Here is a 17,875-nt window from a genome sequence, read left to right on the forward strand (position 1 = left end):
GACGCCCTGGTCGCTCAAGGCGTCGCCGGCGGCGTGATCTCGCTGGACGGCCGTGGTGAAACCCAGCTGGCCCGCGCCACCGCCGATGGCGTCCGTGAGCCCCTGAACCGTCGCGCCACGATCAACATCAACTTCTAAGTCCCAAGGGCCAGGGGGACCGGACATCCGGTTCCCCTCGCCTGCGGACTTCGAAATCTGATCCGATCAACCGCCGCCCAGGCTTCCAGCCCGGGCGGCGGTTTTCGTTTAAGGGTCAATCCGCCCTGAGACGTCCGGCCGCACGCAGATGCTCGACGATCTGGCGCGCGGCATCCTCTACCGAGGTCAGGTCCCCACGAATGTGAATGTCCGGATGGGTCGGGGCCTCATAGGGGCTGTCGATGCCGGTGAAATTCGTCAGGGCCCCGCTGCGGGCCTTGGCATACAGACCCTTGACGTCCCGCGCCTCGACCACCGCCAGCGGCGTATCGATGAAGCCTTCGAAGAACTCGCCATCGACCATGCGCTCGCGCGCCATCTGGCGATCGGCCCGGAAGGGCGAGATCAGGGAGACCAGCACGATCAGGCCAGCATCGGTCATCAGCCGCGCCGTCTCTGCGGCGCGACGGATGTTCTCGACCCGGTCGGCATCGGTGAACCCGAGGTCGCGGCTCAGCCCGTGCCGCAGATTGTCCCCATCGATCAGGATAGTATGCCGCCCCTCGGCCGTCAGCAGGGCCTCGACGGCATTGGCGATGGTCGATTTACCGGCACCGGACAGGCCGGTGAACCAGACCACGGCCGGCTTCTGCCCCTTGACCCCGGCCCGCTCGGCCCGATCGACCGTCAGCGCCTGACGATGGATGTTCTGGGATCTGCGCAGGGCAAAGCGGATCATCCCGGCCCCGACCGTCGCCAGGCTCTCGCGGTCGATCAGGATGAACCCGCCCAGAGTCCGGTCCTGATGATAGGGGGCAAAGGCGATGTCCTGTCCCAGCGACAAGTGGCAGACCCCGATCGCATTGGACGCGAGAGTCCGCGCCGCCAGCTTTTCGAGGGTGTTCACATTCACTTCGTGACGGATGTCCGTGATGCGGGCCGAGACCGTCCGGGCACCGATCTTCAGGTCATAGGCGCGACCCGGCAGAAGCGGCGCATCCGCCATCCACACGATGGTGGCCTCGAACTGATCAGCGGCCTCCAGCGGCCGGTCGGCAGCGCTGATCACGTCTCCACGCGCCACATCGACGTGGTCGCTGAGCGCCAGGGTCACAGACTGCCCGGCCACCGCCCGATCGAGATCGCCGTCGAAGGTCGCGATCCGCGCAATACGCGACGTCTGGCCGGACGGCGAAATCCGCACGGCGTCGCCCGGGTGGATGGCCCCCGACACGATCTGGCCCGCATAGCCCCGGAAATCGAGGTCCGGCCGAATGACGGACTGGACCGGCATGTGGAATCCAGCCCCGGTCGTCTCGTGGGCGACATCGACGCTTTCGAGGACGGAAAGCAGACTGTCGCCCCGGTACCAGGGCGCGCTCTCTCCAAGGGTCACGATATTGTCGCCCGTCACACCGGACACGGGCACGGCAATGACCGTCGTCAGGCCGATCGTTTCGGCGAACGCCCGATAGTCCGATACGATGCGCTCGAACGTGGACTGGGACCATTCCACGAGGTCCATCTTGGTCACGGCCAGCACGACCGTCTTCAGGCCCAGCAGAGAGACCAGATAGGAATGCCGGCGCGTCTGGGTCAGCACGCCCTTTCGGGCATCCACCAGCACGATGGCCAGATCCGCCGTCGAGGCCCCCGTGACCATGTTGCGGGTGTACTGCTCGTGGCCCGGCGTGTCGGCGACGATGAATTTGCGGCGGGGCGTCGAGAAATATCGATAGGCCACATCGATGGTGATGCCCTGTTCGCGTTCCGAGGTGAGGCCATCGACCAGCAAGGCGAAGTCCGTGCCACCGCCGGCATTGCCGAGGCTGGCCGAGTCCCGGGTCATGGCCGCAATCTGGTCGTCGGGCACGGCGCCCGCATCGTGCAGCAGACGTCCGATCAGCGTCGACTTGCCATCGTCGACCGAGCCGCAGGTGATGAAACGCAGCTGGTCCATCAGAAATAGCCCTCGGTCTTCTTCTTCTCCATCGAGCCCACCTGATCGGCGTCGATCAGCCGCCCCTGTCGCTCTGACGATCGCGACCCGCGCATCTCTGCGATGATGGCGTCCAGCGTCGTCGCCTCGCTCTCGACCGCACCGGACAGGGGATAGCAGCCGAGGGTCCGGAACCGGACCATCAGAGTCCGGGGCACCTCGCCGGGGTTCAGAGGCATACGGTCATCGTCGACCATGATGAGGGTGCCGGATCGCTCGACGACCGGTCGCGGGGCCGCAAAGTAAAGTGGCACGACCGGAATGTCCTCGGCCGCGATGTAGTCCCAGACATCGGCCTCGGTCCAGTTCGACATCGGGAAGACTCGCAGGCTCTCGCCGGCCGCCACGCGCGCATTGTACAGGCTCCAGAGTTCTGGTCGCTGGCGGCGGGGATCCCAGCGGTGCCCCGCTGCCCGAAACGAGAACACCCGCTCCTTGGCCCGGCTCGCCTCCTCGTCACGACGCGCCCCGCCGATCGCGGCATCGAAGCCGTGCAGGTCCAGCGCCTGACGCAGGCCCTGCGTTTTCCAGACGTCGGTGTGGACGGCCGATCCGTGCTCGAAGGGATTGATCCCCCGGGCGATGCCCTCGGGATTGGTGTGGACGATCAGTTCCATTCCGCTTTCGACCGCCATCCGGTCACGCAGCGCATACATGTCGCGGAATTTCCACGTGGTATCGATGTGCATCAGCGGAAACGGCGGCGGCGCCGGATAGAAGGCCTTGCGAGCCAGATGCAGCAGCACGGCCGAGTCCTTACCGATCGAATACAGAAGGACAGGCTTCGCGCATTCCGCCGCCATCTCTCGAAAGATGTGCAGACTCTCCGCCTCGAGGCGCTGCAGATGGCTCAGGCGATCGGGCGTGGACGGTGCGGCATTCATGCCGCTCCGTCGCATGGCCACGCGGCCTTTCACAAGAGAGGGGTGCTTCGCCCACGGTTTAGCTTTGAACGTCACGTCCGGCACCGGACTGGCCAAAGAGGCACGCGGCGGCTAATCCGGCGCTTCGCTTGCAAGAGGATCACCCATGCGCGTCGCCATGATCGGAACCGGCTATGTCGGCCTGGTATCCGGGGCCTGTTTCGCCGATTTCGGCCATGAGGTGACCTGCGTCGACAAGGACGCCGACAAGATCGCGCGCCTGCATGACGGCATCATGCCGATCTACGAGCCCGGCCTCGAGGATCTGGTCGCCGCCAATGTCCGCGACGGGCGCCTCAGCTTCGCGACCGAAAGCCAGGAGGCCGTGGCCGCAGCCGATGCTGTCTTCATCGCCGTCGGCACACCGTCGCGGCGCGGCGATGGCCATGCCGACCTGTCCTATGTCTATGCCGTCGCGGAAGAGATCGCGGGCATGCTGGACGGCTTCACGGTCGTCGTGACGAAATCCACCGTGCCCGTCGGCACCGGGGACGAGATCGAGCGGATCATCCGCGCCCTGCGTCCCGACGCCGATTTCGCGGTCGTCTCCAATCCCGAGTTCCTGCGCGAGGGTGCGGCCATCAGCGATTTCAAGCGGCCGGACCGTGTCGTGGTCGGGACCGAGGACGAACGCGCGCGGGTCGTCATGACCGAGCTTTACCGCCCCCTGAACCTGAACGAGACGCCGATCCTGTTCACGGGCCGGCGGACGTCCGAACTGATCAAATATGCGGCCAATGCCTTCCTCGCGCTGAAGATCACCTTCATCAACGAGATGGCCGATCTGTGCGAAGCCGTCGGCGCCGATGTGCAGCAGGTCGCGCGCGGCATCGGTCTGGACAAGAGGATCGGCTCGAAATTCCTGCACGCCGGGCCCGGCTACGGCGGGTCGTGCTTCCCGAAGGATACCCTGGCCCTGGTCCGCACCGCCTCGGACGCCGGATCGCCGGTCCGCCTGGTCGAGACGACCGTGTCCATCAACGACGCGCGCAAGAAGGCCATGGCCGATCGGGTGGTCAAGGCGCTGGACGGGGACCTGACCGGCAAGACCGTCGCCCTGCTGGGCCTGACGTTCAAGCCCAACACCGATGACATGCGAGATGCCCCGTCGCTCGATGTGGCGCCGGCGCTGATGGCGGCCGGGGCCACGGTTCAGGCCTTCGACCCCGAGGGCATGAAGGAAGCGGCGCATCTGCTACCCGGCGTGGTGTTCAAGGACGGACCCTATGATGCGGTCGCCGGGGCCGATGTCGTCGTCATCCTGACCGAGTGGGACCAGTTCCGGGCCCTGGATCTGGATCGGGTCAAGCTGCTGCTGAAGCGGCCGGTGATGGTCGATCTGCGCAACGTCTATCGCCCGGACGACATGCGCGCCCGCGGGTTCCGCTACGCCTCGATCGGCCGCGCCTGAAGGCACGGAAAAGGGCGGCACCGGAATGCCGCCCTTCGTCGTCTGGTCGGGTGTCGCTCGACCCGATCAGCCCGTGAACGGACGGATCAGGATTTCGACGCGACGGTTCTGGGCGCGGCCCTCCACCGTGGCGTTGGAGGCGACCGGCTCGTTGGCACTGCGCCCGGCGACGAACAGGCGTTCACGGATGACGCCCTCACGGATCAGGGCGTCCGCAACGGATATGGCCCGGCGCTCGGACAGCGGCTGGTTGATCGCATCCCCACCGGACGAGTCGGTGTGGCCGACGATGTCGACGACCGAACGATCGTACTGACGCAGCACCCCGGCAACATCCGCCAGCGTCGCCTCGAAGCGCGGTTCGATGTTCGACTGGTTGGTCGCGAAGGTCACGTCCGACGGCATCCGAAGGACCAGATTGTCGCCCTGACGGGCGACGCCAACACCCGAACCCGACAGTTCGGCTTCCATGGCCCGCTGCTGACGGTCCATGTAGGAGCCGACGGCGGCACCGCCGAGCGCACCGACACCCGCACCGATGAGGGCGTTGCGACGACCCTGCTCACCGTTCGAGGTGTTGGTCAGATAGCCCAGAAGCGCACCACCCAGACCACCGGCAATCGCACCTGTGGCGGTGTTGTTGCGGGTCGGAGTGGACGAATAGGGGTCGTAAGTCTGGCAGGCGCTGACACCCAGCATTGCGGCGAGGGCGACACCGGTGATGGCGGAATTCTTGCGCATGGTCGTGAATCCTTTGGTCGTGTTTGGTCCCGAGCGCGGAACGTAGGTCAATGGTGAAGGTTCCGATATGACCCGGACCTGAACGAACATGGATCGTTGCGTTCAGCCGCCGATATGCCCAATTCTCTGCCTAGGCGGATATGAAAGCCGCTCGAGTATTCCAAGGACGCATTCCCAGTGACCGACACCCTGACGACCTCACCTTCCCAGACGCCAGCCGCTGCAGGCGGGATCACACCGGTCTCGATGGTGCGCTACGAGAGCGACTTCCAGGGATTCAGCGATGATCTGGGCCGGTCCTTCACGCGGTACGGCTTTGCCGTTGTCTCTGATCACGGGCTCGATGAAGCGGTGATCACGGCCGCCATCGACGACGCCAAGGCCTTCTTCGCCCTGCCGGAAGACGTCAAGCGTGCCTATCATCAACCGGGAACCGGCGGTGCGCGTGGTCTGACGCCCTTTGGCACCGAGGCAGCAAAGGACGCCAAGGCCGTCGATCTCAAGGAGTTCTGGCACACCGGACGCGAACTGCCCGCCGGACATGCCTACGGCCGCTACATGCGGGCCAACCTCTGGCCGACTGAAGTTCCCGGGTTTCAGGATCACCTGTACGGGATGTTCGAGGCGCTCGACGCGCTGGGTCGACGGATCCTGAAGGCCATCGCCCGCTACATGGATCTCGGCGACGACTATTTCGAGGACAAGGTCGAACTGGGCAACAGTGTCCTGAGGATGCTGCACTACCCGCCCGTTCCGGCCGACGCTCCGGGCGTCCGGGCCGGAGCCCACGAGGATATCAACGTCATCACCCTGCTGCTGGGGGCCGAAGAGGCCGGCCTTCAGCTCAAGGACGCCAACGGGGAATGGCTGGACATTGCTCCCCCGCCCGGCGCTCTGGTCGTCAACATCGGCGACATGCTGCAGCGGCTGACCAATCACGTGCTGCCGTCCACCACGCACCGGGTGGTCAATCCGGCACCGGAGCGGCGCGGCTTTGCGCGCTACTCGACGCCGTTCTTCCTGCATTTCAACCCGGACTTCGTGATCCGGACACTGCCGTCGACGATCACACCGGACAATCCCGACCGCTACGCCGGACGCGACATCATGGCCGAGGACTTCCTGACCGAGCGCCTCAAGGAAATCCGCCTGCTCTGAAGCAGGCCTCGGGCCGATCCGGGATCGATGAAGGGGCCGACACAGGTGTGTCGGCCCCTTTCTTCGTTCGAAGCGCCTATTTCGAGATCCGCAACCGGGTGATGTCGCGACCGATGGCGGCAAAATCGTCGGCAAGATCCGAACCGCTCGTCGAGATGAAGGCGTTGCTGGGCGATGATGCGCAGTCGCGAAGCGCCAGGGCGGCGGCTCCATCTGCGGCGATCTGGAAGCCAACCGTATAGATGATGATCCCGCGCGCCTTCATGGCCGTACACAGGGCTGCCGTCTGCACATACGGCGTTCCGTTGGTAGCGTTGCAGCTTTGAATCCGGTCGTTCCCGCCGAAGGACGCATTGGTCGCAAGGACGCCAGAGCAGTAGTTGGTGTTGAACTCGCCGTCGGTCATCATGATCACGGTCTTGATGGTCTGAACCGTCGAATAGGGGTTTGCCGCGTTGCTGCTCCACAGGCTGTTGAAGCTCGGCGACAAGGCGTACCAGCCCCATGCAAGGCCGATGTGTCCGGCCGTCGAGCCTGCAGCCTCGAGATCGTAGATGAGGTCCGTCAGGGTCGACTTGACGCTGGTCAGCGGCTGGATCTGGGCATCCGGGCATAGGTTGGTGCCCGCCGGGTTAGAGTAGAGCCGGCCGGTGCGGGACGTCGCGGGCGAGGCATCGGTATAGGCCTCGGATCCAATCCTTTCGGTCGAGCAGGTCGTGATCGGGAAGGTCTTGTACAGGCTGCTCTGCGTCGAGCGGAAGTAGCGCGTCGGACAGCCGTTCCGGCCACAGATGACCGAACCACCGGACGTATAGGCGGGATAACTTGCCCCGTTCACGCCGATCGAGAAGGTGTTGGTGGTCACATTTCCAATCTGGAACCAGGTATTGTTGATGTTGGTCATGCCACCGACACCGCTGATAAAGGCCCCCTGACGAAAACCGTTGTCTGGGTCGTTCACGGCCAGACCGTGATTGTTGGACGTGATCACGATCGAGCAGTCCGACACCCGGCATTTGGTCACGGTGCCACCGCTGGTATAGGCCGTGTAGCTCGTTCCGTTGGTGCTTCGCAGCTGGAAGGTGTTCGCTGTCTTGTTCGCGACGCGGAAGGCCTTGTCATTGATCTGGCTCATCCCGCCGACACCCCGGACCCAGACATAGTCGTCGTTGGCAAAACCGTGCGCGGTGGCGGTGATCACGACGGGATTGGCCCGCGTCGCGCCTGTGATCGTCTTGGCCGTGCCGACAGCCCAGGAGGCATCGGTGATCGGAGTTGCGCCGAGGGTCGAGCCGCGCGCCGCGGTCGCGTCCGAGCCCAGATTGACCCCTACCGAATAGGGGATGATGGCCATACGCGTCGTGTAGGGAGTCTGGACGTCCTGGACGACAAGCTCGACGAGGTCAGCGGACGCTGTCTTCAGGGCGGCGAGACGCGACCCCGCCATCGACCCCGTCACGTCCAGGACCAGCGAGACCTCGATGTTCTTGGACGACCGGTTGACCTCGGAATGGGAGGCCACAGGCAAGGTGTCATCGAGGATCTGTCCATAGGGCGGCAGGACGATGTTCGCGACCAGAGCCCTCACATCGACCGTCGCATCGGCAATCACGACGCTGTCATTGTCGAGGGTAAACGTCACCAGGTCTTCGCGCAGGGTGATCTGGGGATAGGCGGCGAGATTGGCTCTCAGCGCGGCGAGCCCAACGCGCGTGAGGTCCTCATCCGTCACATACTGTGACCGCGCGGCTGCCAGGCCTGCGGCATCCAGCGCATCCTGCAGATTCGCCCGGACCGTCGAGGCGCGGTGGAGGTCGACACCGCCGACGGTCAGCATGATCAGACACGGCATGACGATCGCAAAGATGATCGCCACATTGCCCCGGCGCGAAGCGGCAAAGCGCTGCCCGAAACGAACGAAGGCCTGCCCGATCTCGAGAGTCCGCCAGAACGTCGCCATACTTTTCCATGCCTACAAATGCGGGCCGCACGACCCGCAATGGCAAAGGCTACGGGCTCACGGTTAGGGAAGCCCGAAAGGAAACAGTTAACCGGCGTTAGCCACGGTCAGCCTGTGACGCAGCGGGCAAGACCCTCGTTGGCCACGACGCGCGCGGCCGCCTGCACGCGTCCGGCCCGGCGACGAACGTAGGGACCCGGGCTTGAGGCATTGTACCGCCTCGGGCTGGGCAGGATGGCCGCCAGCCGCGCGGCTTCCCGGGGGGTCAGGTCGGCGGCGGACTTGTCGAACCAGTGCCGGGAGGCGGCCTCGGCGCCGTAGACGCCGGGAGCCCATTCCGCGACATTCAGATAGACCTCGACGATCCGGCGCTTGGTCCAGACGGCCTCGATCAGGACCGTATATCCGGCCTCGAAACCCTTTCGAACCCAGTCGCGGCCTGGCCAGAGGAAGACATTCTTGGCGGTCTGCTGGCTGATGGTTGAGCCACCGCGCACCCGCCCGCCCTGTTTGTTGGCCTCGAGCGCCTGCTCGATGGCCTTGAAGTCGAATCCGCCATGGGAACAGAAGGTCGAGTCCTCGGACGCGATCACGGCCCGGACGAGGCTGGGCGAAATGGCATCGAGATTGCGCCAGCGGTAATCGAGGCCCTGCCCCTTGATCGCCTGCTGCGCCATCAGGATCGTCATGGGGGGCGGCACCACCGCGTGGACCAGAACACCGACGATGGGCACGGCCGCGAGGATCAGCAACACCAGGAGGAACAGCCGACCCCGCCGCTTGCGCGGGCGTGCGGCGGGTGCGGGATCGGGAGACGGCCTGGCCATGGGTCAGGATTAGGCAGCGGAAGCCCTTGTGGTCAATCCAGCCCGACGACCCCGGCCATGCCGTCGTCATCGGCCCAGGCGACCCGGCGGCCGTCCGGGCTCAGCGCAAGGGCGGCGATCGGCGCACCCTTTTCGGCCTTGAGGAAATTCAGTCCCTGCCCCGCCGGATCGGCCAGCCAGACGCGGCCGTCGTTCAGCCCCGCGGCGAGCACGCCATGGGCCGGGCGGGCTGCGACCAGGGCGATCAGACTGCCCTCGTCATAACCGATCTCCGTCGCCTCACGGCCCATCGGGCCATTGGCCCCGATGAAAGGCCACAGCACCGCCCCCTGCGCACCCGACGTCGCCAGCAACTGGCCCTTGTTCAGGAAGGCCATGGACCGGACCTTGGACGGATAGCCGCCCATGCGCAGGTTCTTGGCATCCTTCAGCCGCCAGCCATGCAGTTGCTGGTCCTGCATGGTGGTCACCACAAAGGCTCCGTCCGGGCTGAAAAGAACCCCCGTGTGCGACCCCGCCCAGGCCAGTTTCGTCGGCTTCTGGTCCTTGATCCGCGCCAGCCAGAGCGCGGCCCCGCCATAGGTCGAGGTGGCAATGCGGCGACCCTTGGGATCGAAGGCCACGCCGGAAACGGTGCGCTCGTGCTGGAAGTCCCGGCGGAAATCGGCATCGGTGGCATCGATGACCGACAGGGTCCGGCCGTGGGAAAAGGCGATCAGCCGGGTCTCGGGCGAGGCATCAATGGCGTCAATCCATTGGCCGCGCTCGGACGTCGCCAGAAGGCCGGCCTGATCGCGGCGGCTCCAGATCACCTTGCCGTCGTCCCCGCCCGTGACGATCCCGTCGCCGGACGGATGGGGCGTGGCGCAGAGGATGGCGCCCTCATGGACCTCGCTGAAGACACCGTCCTCGAACCGGACCGAACCATCGCCGAGGGTGAAGACCGCGCCGGTGTCATCGAACAGGGCCGCTGTAACCTGGGCGTCGAAGGTGAAGGTCGTCGACGTCATGTGTCCGTTGTCCCGGCCAGTCGGGCGTTCTGGCCCAGGGTTTTCAATCTTTTCACAGCCCCACGATCGAAAGACACGAGAAGCTCTGCATCCTGGTCCCGGGCCTGGAACGCAATCACGCCGTCGGCAAAATCCCCTCCCGCATCCATGATCTCGAGGCCCGCTTCCACGGCCCCGCGATCAAACTCTGCCTTGTCGACCTCGATCAGTATCCGAAGCTTCTCAGCGATCTCTGCCCTTGGGACCTTGTAACGTCTTCCCAGCACCCAGACGAACTCGCACAGGGCCGTAATCGAAAGGATCAGCCTCTCGGCGCCTTCGAGTTCAAGCCGAGCGATCTCGGACTGGGCAGGGTCGTCTGTAACGAAGAAACGAATGAGGACGTTGGTGTCGAACGCCGTCCTCACTCGTCTTCGAGTCCCGCCATGCCTGCGGCCGCCCCGGCATCGGCAATGGCGTCATTCAATTCCTCGATCGTGAGGACTGGCTGCCCCGGGCGCTTCAGGGAGCCATACAGCTCGGAGATATCGCGGCTGCGCCGGGGCGCGACCAGCTCGACACGTCCCCCGGGACGCATATCCACCTCGACCTTGTCGCCGGGACGCAGGCCAAGGTGGCGCATCACTTCGCTGCGAAGCGTGAGCTGGTTCTTGGCCGTGACTGTCAACAAGGTCATCGCTGTTCTCCCGGGACGAGTGTAAGGCAAATATGCCTTACCTTCAAGCCGCACAGGCCTCGAACCCGGCCCTCAGCTGGGCCTCGTCCAGTTCGCGGCCGATGAAGACGGCGCGGCTCCAGCGGCGTTCGTCGGGGCCCCAGGAGCGCTGGAGGTCCCCTTCGAGGATCATGTGCACGGCCTGGAAGACCAGGCGACGGTCCTCGCCCTGGACGTCGATGATGCCCTTGGCGCGCAGGATGTTCTGCCCCTGCTGACCCAGGAGCTGGTCGAGCCAGGCGGTGAATTTCACGCCGTTCATCGGCCGGTCGAGGCTGAGCGAGATGCCCTTGATGTCGTCGGCGTGGTCATGGCCCCGCGGTCCGATTCCAGGCTCCGAAACGGTGTCTGGATTGTCTGGATTGCCGTGATCGTGGTGGTGGTGATCGTGGCTGTGACCATGGTCATGGTGGTCATGGTGGTCATGGCCGCAGTGTTCGTCGTGAACGTGACCGGCCTCGCCGTGTGCCGGGTTGGCGAACTCGGGATGGATGTCGAGGATGCGCTCCAGATCAAAGCCGCCCAGCCCCAGCACCTGGTCCAGCGGCACGTTCGCCCGTTCGGCGCGGGTGATGGGGGCCAGAGGGTTCAGCGCGCGCAGCCGCCGTTCGACCGCGACCAGTTCGGCCTCGGTCGCCAGGTCGGTCTTGTTCAGGATGATGCGGTCGGCGAAGGCGACCTGCTCGCGGGCTTCCCGACTATCGTCCAGCCGGGCCATGACATGTCGGGCATCGACCAGGGTGGTCACGCTGTCGAGCCGGGTCTTGGCCTTGACGTCGTCGTCGACGAAGAAGGTCTGGGCCACGGGACCGGGATCGGCCAGGCCGGTCGTTTCGACGATGATGGCATCGAAGGCCGGCTTGCCGGGACGCTGGCGCTTCATCAGACCGGCGACGACGCGGATCAGGTCGCCCCGCACCGTGCAGCAGACGCAGCCGTTGTTCATCTCGAACACGTCCTCGTCGGCGCCGACGACCAGGTCGTTGTCGATGCCGATCTCGCCGAACTCGTTGACGATCACGGCGTACCGCTTGCCGTGATCCTCGGTCAGGATCCGGTTCAGCAATGTGGTCTTCCCCGCACCCAGATAGCCGGTGAGGACGGTGACGGGGATCTTGGCGGCAACAGTATCGGTCATGGGCCGCTAGATGGCGGCTCGACGGTGCAAAGTGAAGGGCTGGCAGGCGTGACGGACGCGCATTCCGCCGCTAGACCCACCTCACGCCATACAAACGCCGCGACCGCTCGTTCGAACGGGAGGTAAGCTGCTCTGCCCAAAGGATTCGCCTGAATGACCATCGCCGCCCACACATCGATGATGGACCCGGTCGCCCTGTTCATGGCCGCGGACTGGGTGGTCAAGAGCGTGATGATCGGACTGGTCATCGCGTCGCTGTGGTCCTGGGCCGTGATCATCGACAAGGCCGTCCGCTTCACCGCCATGAACCGCGAGGCGGACCGGTTCGAGGCCGCGATCAGTTCGGGCCGATCGCTTGAAGAGGTCGCCCAGGCCGCGGGCCCCAACCCGGTCCACGCCCTGCCCCGGATGCTGGTCCTCGCGCTGCAGGACTGGCGCGAGACGCGGCGGTCGGGACCGCTGACCGATACCCAGAGCCAGCTGCTGGTCTCGCGCATCGATCGTTCGCTGGACTCCATCATCGCCCGGGAAGGCCAGCGGATCGAGGAGGGTCTGGGTGTGCTGTCCGTGGTGGCGACGTCGTCGCCCTTCATCGGCCTGTTCGGCACGGTCTGGGGGATCATGAATGCCTTCGGCGCGATCGCCAGCGCCGGCAACACCAATCTGACCACTGTGGCCCCGGCCATTGCCGAGGCCCTGTTCGCCACGGCCATCGGCCTGATCGCGGCCATTCCGGCCTATATGGCCTATAACAAATTCTCGATCGACGCGGGCAAGTTCACCGGGCGGCTGGAGAGTTTTGCCGATGACCTGCAGGCGGCCGTCGCACGGCGGCTCGGCACTCCGACGACGCCCGCCGCGCCTGCCAGCCGGGAGCCCTGAGCCATGGCGATGGGTGGAGGCGGCGGAGGCGGTCATGTGCGAGGCCGTCGGCGGGCGCGCAAGCGACCGCTGAGCGAGATCAATGTCACGCCACTGGTGGACGTCATGCTGGTGCTGCTGATCATCTTCATGATCTCGGCTCCGCTACTGACCGTCGGCGTCCCGGTCGAACTGCCCAAGACCGATGCCAGCGCGATCGAGACCGACAACGAACCGATCACCGTGTCGATCGACCAGGCCGGGGCCATCTTCCTGGACCAGGACGAGGTCGCCTATGACGCCCTGATCGCGCGGGTGACAACCGTCGCCAGCGGAGGACGCGGGGCCGCCACCGAACGGGCCGTGTTCGTTCGCGCCGACGGCCGGGCTCCCTATCAGGCCGTGGCGCGGGTGATGGCGCGGCTGTCGGCGGGCGGCTTCACCAAGCTGAACCTGATCACCGACACGGCTGCGACGGATACGGCAGGCTGATCGTGAAACGTCCCAGCCCGGCCATCCTCGGATCGATCGCGCTGCATGCCGGCGTGGTCGGGATCGCCCTGGTGTCCTGGCCACGGACCGAGCCGGAAATCCCGCCCTCGATCGCATCCGTGCCGGTCACGATTGTTTCCAGTGTGGAGATCGCGGCAGCCCCTGCGGACAATCCCTCGGAAGAGGTCGTCGAGGACGACGCCGCCACCGCGCCGGTGAGTGCGCCGGAAGCACAGCCCGAGCCGACGCCTGCCCCGCCCGCACCGACCCCGGTGCCTCCAAGACCGACGCCGCCGCCACCGACGCCACGGCCGGTGACCAAGGCTCCGGCCCCGAGACCCGCTCCGACCCCAGCCCCTGCGCCGAAGAAGGCGACGCCGACCCCGCCTCGTCCGGCACCGACGCCCCCTCGTGCCGCGCCGACCCCGGCTCCGACACCGCCGCGCGCAACCCCGCCCCGGACGACGCCTGCGCCTGCGCGCCCGGCAGCGAAGAGCGACGCACCGCCGCTGGATCTCGACGCCCTCGCCGGCCCCAGCCGCCCGTCGACCAATCGCGGCCCCCGCCCCGCGACCGGTCAGCAGGGTGCCGGCCGGGCACCCCAGGCGACGGGCCCCGAAATCCAGGCCATCCTGCGTCAGGTCATTCCAAACTGGACCGTCAACTGCGACATTCCCGGTGCCCGGGAGCTCCGCGTCCGCGTGAGCCTGACGCTTTCAGCGGATGGGCGTATCACCGACGGACCGACGCTTATCTCTCCGCAATCTAGCCCGGTCTACAGGGCGACGGCCGACAATGCCCTGCGCGCCATTCGGCAGACGGCCCCCTTCAATGTACCGGCAGGCTTCGAAGGCGCAGTCTTCAATCCGACCTTTAATGTTGAAACTGCCTGCGCAAACCAGTGAGCGCATTAGGCATTCCCGCTCCGCTCATCCCGGCGAAAGCCGGGACCCAGTGCTTTCGCAGGGCAAGGTGCATGGGATGAGGTCAACACGGACCGGTATCTACCGATCGCCCAAAGGACTGGGTCCCGGCTTTCGCCGGGATGAGCGGAACTAAATGGGTCGGAAGGCCCGGGTGGCTTCCACCGCAGATTTCCAGCCGGACAGATCCCGAGTTCTCGCCGCTGTATCCATTTTGGGGTGGCATGTGACGCTCGGCTTCCAGAGCGCGGCGATGTCATCGAGCGACTGGAACAGGCCCGACCCCAGCCCCGCGAGACAGGCTGCGCCAAAGGCCGTGGTCTCGGTCAGGACGGGGCGGACCACCTCCACGTCCAGCACATCGGACAGCCGCTGTAGGAACAGGGCATTGTCGGCCATCCCGCCGTCGACCTTCAGCCTTCCGCAGGCGATGCCGTCTGCGGCCATGGCATCCAGCAGGTCGCGGGTCTGGTAGACGGCGCTGTCCAGACCGGCGCGCGCGATCTCGGCACGGCCACTGGCCCGTGACAGACCCACCAGCGAGCCCCGGGCGTCCGGGTCCCACCAGGGAGCCCCCAGCCCCGTGAAGGCCGGGACCAGATAGACCCCGCCGGTATCCGTCACCGAGGCGGCCAGCGCCTCGACCTCCGACGATTTCGAGAACAGCCCCAGCCCGTCGCGCAGCCACTGGATCGTCGAGCCCGCCGACAGGATCGACCCCTCCAGGCCATAGGTGACCTGGCCGTCCAGCTGGTAGGCGATGGTCGACAGCAGCCGGTTCGACGACCGGACCAGTTCGGTGCCCGTGTTCTGGATCAGGAAGGCCCCGGTGCCATAGGTGCTCTTGACGTCGCCAGGCTGGAAGACGGCCTGTCCGATCGTGGCGGCCTGCTGATCCCCTGCCACGCCCCGGATGGGCAGGGCCTCGCCCAGCAGTCCCGGCTCCGTGGTGCCGAAGTCGGCGGCGCAGTCCAGCACCTCGGGCAGCATGGCCATGGGAACGTTGAACAGGGCACACAGGCCTGCGTCCCAGCGGCCGTGCCGCATGTCATACAGGGCCGTGCGGCTGGCATTGGTGGCATCGGTGACGTGGCGCGCGCCGCCAGTCAGCCGCCAGATCAGGAAGGTGTCGATCGTCCCCGCCAGCAGATGTCCGGCGGCCGCAGCCTGACGTGCGCCGGCGACGTGATCGAGGATCCAGGCCAGTTTGGTGGCCGAGAAATAGGGATCGAGGCGCAGGCCGGTCTTCTCGATCACCTCCGCCTCATGCCCCGCCTCGGTCAGGGCGCGGCAGACGTCGGCCGTGCGGCGGTCCTGCCAGACGATGGCATTGTGGATCGGCGCGCCCGTCCGGCGATCCCAGACGACCGTCGTCTCGCGCTGGTTGGTCAGGCCGATGGCGGCGATCGCGCGGCCCTTGGCCCGACAGGCAGAGACCGTGTTGCGCGCGGTCGACAGGGTGGTGGCCCAGATCACCTCGGCGTCGTGCTCGACCCAGCCGGACTGCGGATAGATCTGCTTGAACGCCTGCTGGTCCGAGGCGATCGCTTCGCCCGCCAGGGTAAAGGCGATGGCGCGACTGGAACTGGTGCCCTGGTCGATGGCGAGAAGAACGGGATCAGACGCGGTCACGGGTCTCCTCCAGCACGTCGGCGGCCTCCTCGTTCAGCGGGCGGCTCTCGCGACGCGGTTTGACATAGGGGGCCGGCTGCGGCGTGACCATGTTCCCGCGCATCAGGTTGCGACCGGCCTGGAGGCCGCCGGACACCTGCAGCGTCAGCCGCTCCTCGTCGCGCCGGCGCACGTCCTCGATGGTCTCGCGGGCGTCGGCAGCGTTGAAGCCGAGGTCGACCAGCACCTGTTCACCGAAGACCAGCGCGCTCTCGAAGGTCTCGCGGATATGGTATTCGACGCCCGCCTCGATCAGCCGGATCGAATGCCCCCGGTCATAGGCGCGGACGAAGAGCTTGGTCAGCGGGAACTCGGACTTCATCAGCTCGACGATGCGGTCGGCCACCTCAGGCTTGTCCACGCAGACCAGTACCGTCTCGGCATCCGCTGCACCCGAGGCCCGCAGCACGTCCAGCCGCGAGCCGTCACCGTAATAGACCTTGAACCCGAAATTGCCGGCGGCCTGGATCATCTCGACGTCGTTCTCGATGATCGAGACGTCGACGTCGCGGGCCAGAAGCGGCTGGGCCACGACCTGGGCAAAGCGACCGAAGCCGATGATCAGCACCCGCTCGCGCAGGTTCCGGGCATGATCGACGCCCTCCATCGACACATCCTCGCGGGGCTTGAACCGGTCGGCCAGCAGCATCCGCAGCGGCGTCAGGGCCATCGACACGATGACCACCGCCGACAGGATGGCCCCCATGCGGGGCTCGAACAGGCCAGCTGTCAGAGCCGCGCCATACAGGACGAAGGCGAATTCGCCGCCCTCGCCCATCAGGGCCGCACGTTTCAGCGCCTCGCCATGGGCGGCCTTGATCCGGGCAATGCCATAGACCCCGGCCATCTTGGCTCCCATGAAGGCGGCGACCCCGCCCAGCACGAGCGGCCAGTCGGCAATGACCACCTGCAGGTCCAGCGACATGCCGACGCTGAGGAAGAACAGCCCCAGCAGGATGCCGCGGAAGGGCTCGACGTCGGCCTCCAGCTGGTGCCGGAAGGTCGACTCCGACAGCAGGACGCCGGCGAGGAAGGCCCCCATGGCCATCGACAGCCCGCCCAGGTCCATGGCCCAGGCCGCGCCGAGGACGACCAGCAGGGCCCCGGCCGTCATGACCTCGCGTCCGCCATACTGGGCCAGGATGCGGAAGACCGGGTTCAGCACCCATTTGCCGATCGCATACACCGCCGCCACCGCGGCAACCGCGAACCCGACCGTCAGCCAGATTGGCTGGGGATCCTCGATCGCGGTTCCATAGATGCCGCCAAGCACGGCCACGAGCGCCAGGAGGGGCACGATGGCCAGGTCCTCGAACAGCAGGATGGAGACGACCCGCTGGCCATCGGTCTCGTTGTTCTCGTTCCGCTCCTCCAGCAGTTGCATGACGATCGCCGTGGAGGACAGGGCAAAGCCGGCACCGGCAATGACCGCCGCCGGACCGGGCAGGCCGAACAGCAGGGCGACGCCTGTCAGCAGGGCTCCGCAGGTCACGACCTGCAGCAGGCCAAGGCCGAAGATCTCGCGGCGCAGGCTCCACAGCCGGGCGGGCCGCATCTCCAGCCCGATGATGAACAGGAACATGACGACGCCCAGTTCGGCGACATGCAGCACCGACTCGGCATCCTCGATCACGCCAAGGCCGAACGGGCCGATCACCAGTCCCGCCGCCAGATAGCCGAGCACGGCCCCCAGGCCGAACCGCTTGAACAGCGGCACAGCCACGACGGCAGCGGCCAGCAGGGCCACCGCGTGCCCCAGACCCATCCCAATCGGCTCTGCCATGACCGTCCCCCTGATCGTTCGTCCGGATAGTGGCGATTAAGGCGCGCGATTGCGAGGCCTCGGCTGACGGGGCGAGCCGGGAAACGCGTGACTCCGGCGCAAAGGCTTATAAGCTCCGCCCAGGT

Annotated in this window: 16 protein-coding genes; 5 read left to right on the top strand and 11 right to left on the bottom strand. The window is 66.3% G+C overall.

The annotated features are described in order from the left end of the window. Nucleotides 1-253 precede the first annotated feature (253 nt). Both cysN and cysD read right to left on the bottom strand, forming a co-directional pair. Nucleotides 254-2,098: a sulfate adenylyltransferase subunit CysN gene (gene cysN / locus GGR13_RS00010; protein WP_183211423.1), complete on the bottom strand. Its 1,845-nt coding sequence runs from the start codon at nucleotides 2,096-2,098 to the stop codon at nucleotides 254-256. Then, a complete protein-coding gene (cysD, locus tag GGR13_RS00015) occupies nucleotides 2,098-3,021 on the bottom strand; it encodes a sulfate adenylyltransferase subunit CysD (RefSeq protein ID WP_221230361.1) in 924 nt (307 codons plus the stop codon). The genes cysN and cysD overlap by 1 nt, the downstream gene beginning before the upstream one ends. 145 nt (nucleotides 3,022-3,166) lie before the next feature. Between cysD and GGR13_RS00020 the strand changes: the two genes are divergently transcribed. Beyond that, complete coding sequence (locus GGR13_RS00020) at nucleotides 3,167-4,471, top strand: UDP-glucose dehydrogenase family protein (protein ID WP_183211424.1); 1,305 nt, start codon at nucleotides 3,167-3,169, stop codon at nucleotides 4,469-4,471. Nucleotides 4,472-4,537: 66 nt separating this feature from the next. Here GGR13_RS00020 and GGR13_RS00025 read toward each other — a convergent pair whose 3' ends face one another. After that, entirely contained in the window at nucleotides 4,538-5,212 is a 675-nt protein-coding gene (locus GGR13_RS00025) for a YiaD family glycine zipper/OmpA-like lipoprotein (RefSeq protein WP_183211425.1), read from the bottom strand. Nucleotides 5,213-5,458: 246 nt separating this feature from the next. On the opposite strand from GGR13_RS00025, the gene GGR13_RS00030 reads away from it, so the two are divergent. Beyond that, nucleotides 5,459-6,370, top strand: a complete 912-nt coding sequence (locus GGR13_RS00030; protein WP_183212234.1) for an isopenicillin N synthase family dioxygenase — start codon at nucleotides 5,459-5,461, stop codon at nucleotides 6,368-6,370. 76 nt (nucleotides 6,371-6,446) lie between these two features. Here GGR13_RS00030 and GGR13_RS00035 read toward each other — a convergent pair whose 3' ends face one another. The 6 genes from GGR13_RS00035 to GGR13_RS00060 form a co-directional block, all read right to left on the bottom strand. Beyond that, nucleotides 6,447-8,330 carry a TadE/TadG family type IV pilus assembly protein gene (locus tag GGR13_RS00035; RefSeq protein ID WP_183211426.1) on the bottom strand — a complete coding sequence of 628 codons (1,884 nt, stop codon included), beginning with the start codon at nucleotides 8,328-8,330 and terminating at the stop codon, nucleotides 6,447-6,449. Nucleotides 8,331-8,437: 107 nt separating this feature from the next. Further along, nucleotides 8,438-9,157 carry a monofunctional biosynthetic peptidoglycan transglycosylase gene (gene mtgA / locus GGR13_RS00040; protein ID WP_183211427.1) on the bottom strand — a complete coding sequence of 240 codons (720 nt, stop codon included), beginning with the start codon at nucleotides 9,155-9,157 and terminating at the stop codon, nucleotides 8,438-8,440. Nucleotides 9,158-9,189: 32 nt separating this feature from the next. After that, complete coding sequence (locus tag GGR13_RS00045) at nucleotides 9,190-10,167, bottom strand: WD40 repeat domain-containing protein (RefSeq protein WP_183211428.1); 978 nt, start codon at nucleotides 10,165-10,167, stop codon at nucleotides 9,190-9,192. Further along, on the bottom strand, nucleotides 10,164-10,574 hold the full coding sequence (locus GGR13_RS00050; protein WP_183211429.1) for a PIN domain-containing protein: 411 nt from the start codon (nucleotides 10,572-10,574) through the stop codon (nucleotides 10,164-10,166). Before GGR13_RS00050 ends, GGR13_RS00045 begins: the two co-directional genes overlap by 4 nt. Further along, nucleotides 10,571-10,843, bottom strand: coding sequence for an AbrB/MazE/SpoVT family DNA-binding domain-containing protein (locus GGR13_RS00055; RefSeq protein WP_183211430.1), 273 nt, complete (start codon nucleotides 10,841-10,843; stop codon nucleotides 10,571-10,573). Before GGR13_RS00055 ends, GGR13_RS00050 begins: the two co-directional genes overlap by 4 nt. Nucleotides 10,844-10,886: 43 nt before the next feature. Further along, on the bottom strand, nucleotides 10,887-12,020 hold the full coding sequence (locus GGR13_RS00060) for a CobW family GTP-binding protein (RefSeq protein ID WP_183211431.1): 1,134 nt from the start codon (nucleotides 12,018-12,020) through the stop codon (nucleotides 10,887-10,889). A gap of 153 nt (nucleotides 12,021-12,173) precedes the next feature. Between GGR13_RS00060 and tolQ the strand changes: the two genes are divergently transcribed. The 3 genes from tolQ to GGR13_RS00075 are packed head-to-tail and all read left to right on the top strand — an operon-like array spanning nucleotide 12,174 to nucleotide 14,278. Continuing rightward, nucleotides 12,174-12,902 (top strand): protein TolQ, encoded by a 729-nt coding sequence (tolQ, locus tag GGR13_RS00065; protein WP_183211432.1) that lies wholly within the window; start codon nucleotides 12,174-12,176, stop codon nucleotides 12,900-12,902. A 3-nt stretch (nucleotides 12,903-12,905) separates the two neighbouring features. Continuing rightward, the gene (locus GGR13_RS00070; RefSeq protein WP_183211433.1) at nucleotides 12,906-13,373 is read left to right on the top strand and encodes an ExbD/TolR family protein; all 468 of its coding nucleotides are present in this window, start codon (nucleotides 12,906-12,908) and stop codon (nucleotides 13,371-13,373) included. Nucleotides 13,374-13,375: 2 nt separating this feature from the next. Beyond that, a complete protein-coding gene (locus GGR13_RS00075; RefSeq protein ID WP_183211434.1) occupies nucleotides 13,376-14,278 on the top strand; it encodes a hypothetical protein in 903 nt (300 codons plus the stop codon). 150 nt (nucleotides 14,279-14,428) lie between these two features. Here the strand turns inward: GGR13_RS00075 and glpK are convergent, their stop codons facing one another. Together glpK and GGR13_RS00085 are read right to left on the bottom strand one after the other, a co-directional pair. After that, nucleotides 14,429-15,928: a glycerol kinase GlpK gene (glpK, locus tag GGR13_RS00080; protein ID WP_183211435.1), complete on the bottom strand. Its 1,500-nt coding sequence runs from the start codon at nucleotides 15,926-15,928 to the stop codon at nucleotides 14,429-14,431. Continuing rightward, nucleotides 15,915-17,750 carry a monovalent cation:proton antiporter-2 (CPA2) family protein gene (locus tag GGR13_RS00085; protein ID WP_183211436.1) on the bottom strand — a complete coding sequence of 612 codons (1,836 nt, stop codon included), beginning with the start codon at nucleotides 17,748-17,750 and terminating at the stop codon, nucleotides 15,915-15,917. Before GGR13_RS00085 ends, glpK begins: the two co-directional genes overlap by 14 nt. Nucleotides 17,751-17,875 lie beyond the last annotated feature (125 nt).

Origin of the sequence: Brevundimonas variabilis, from assembly GCF_014199945.1 — a bacterium.
GTDB lineage: Bacteria > Pseudomonadota > Alphaproteobacteria > Caulobacterales > Caulobacteraceae > Brevundimonas > Brevundimonas variabilis.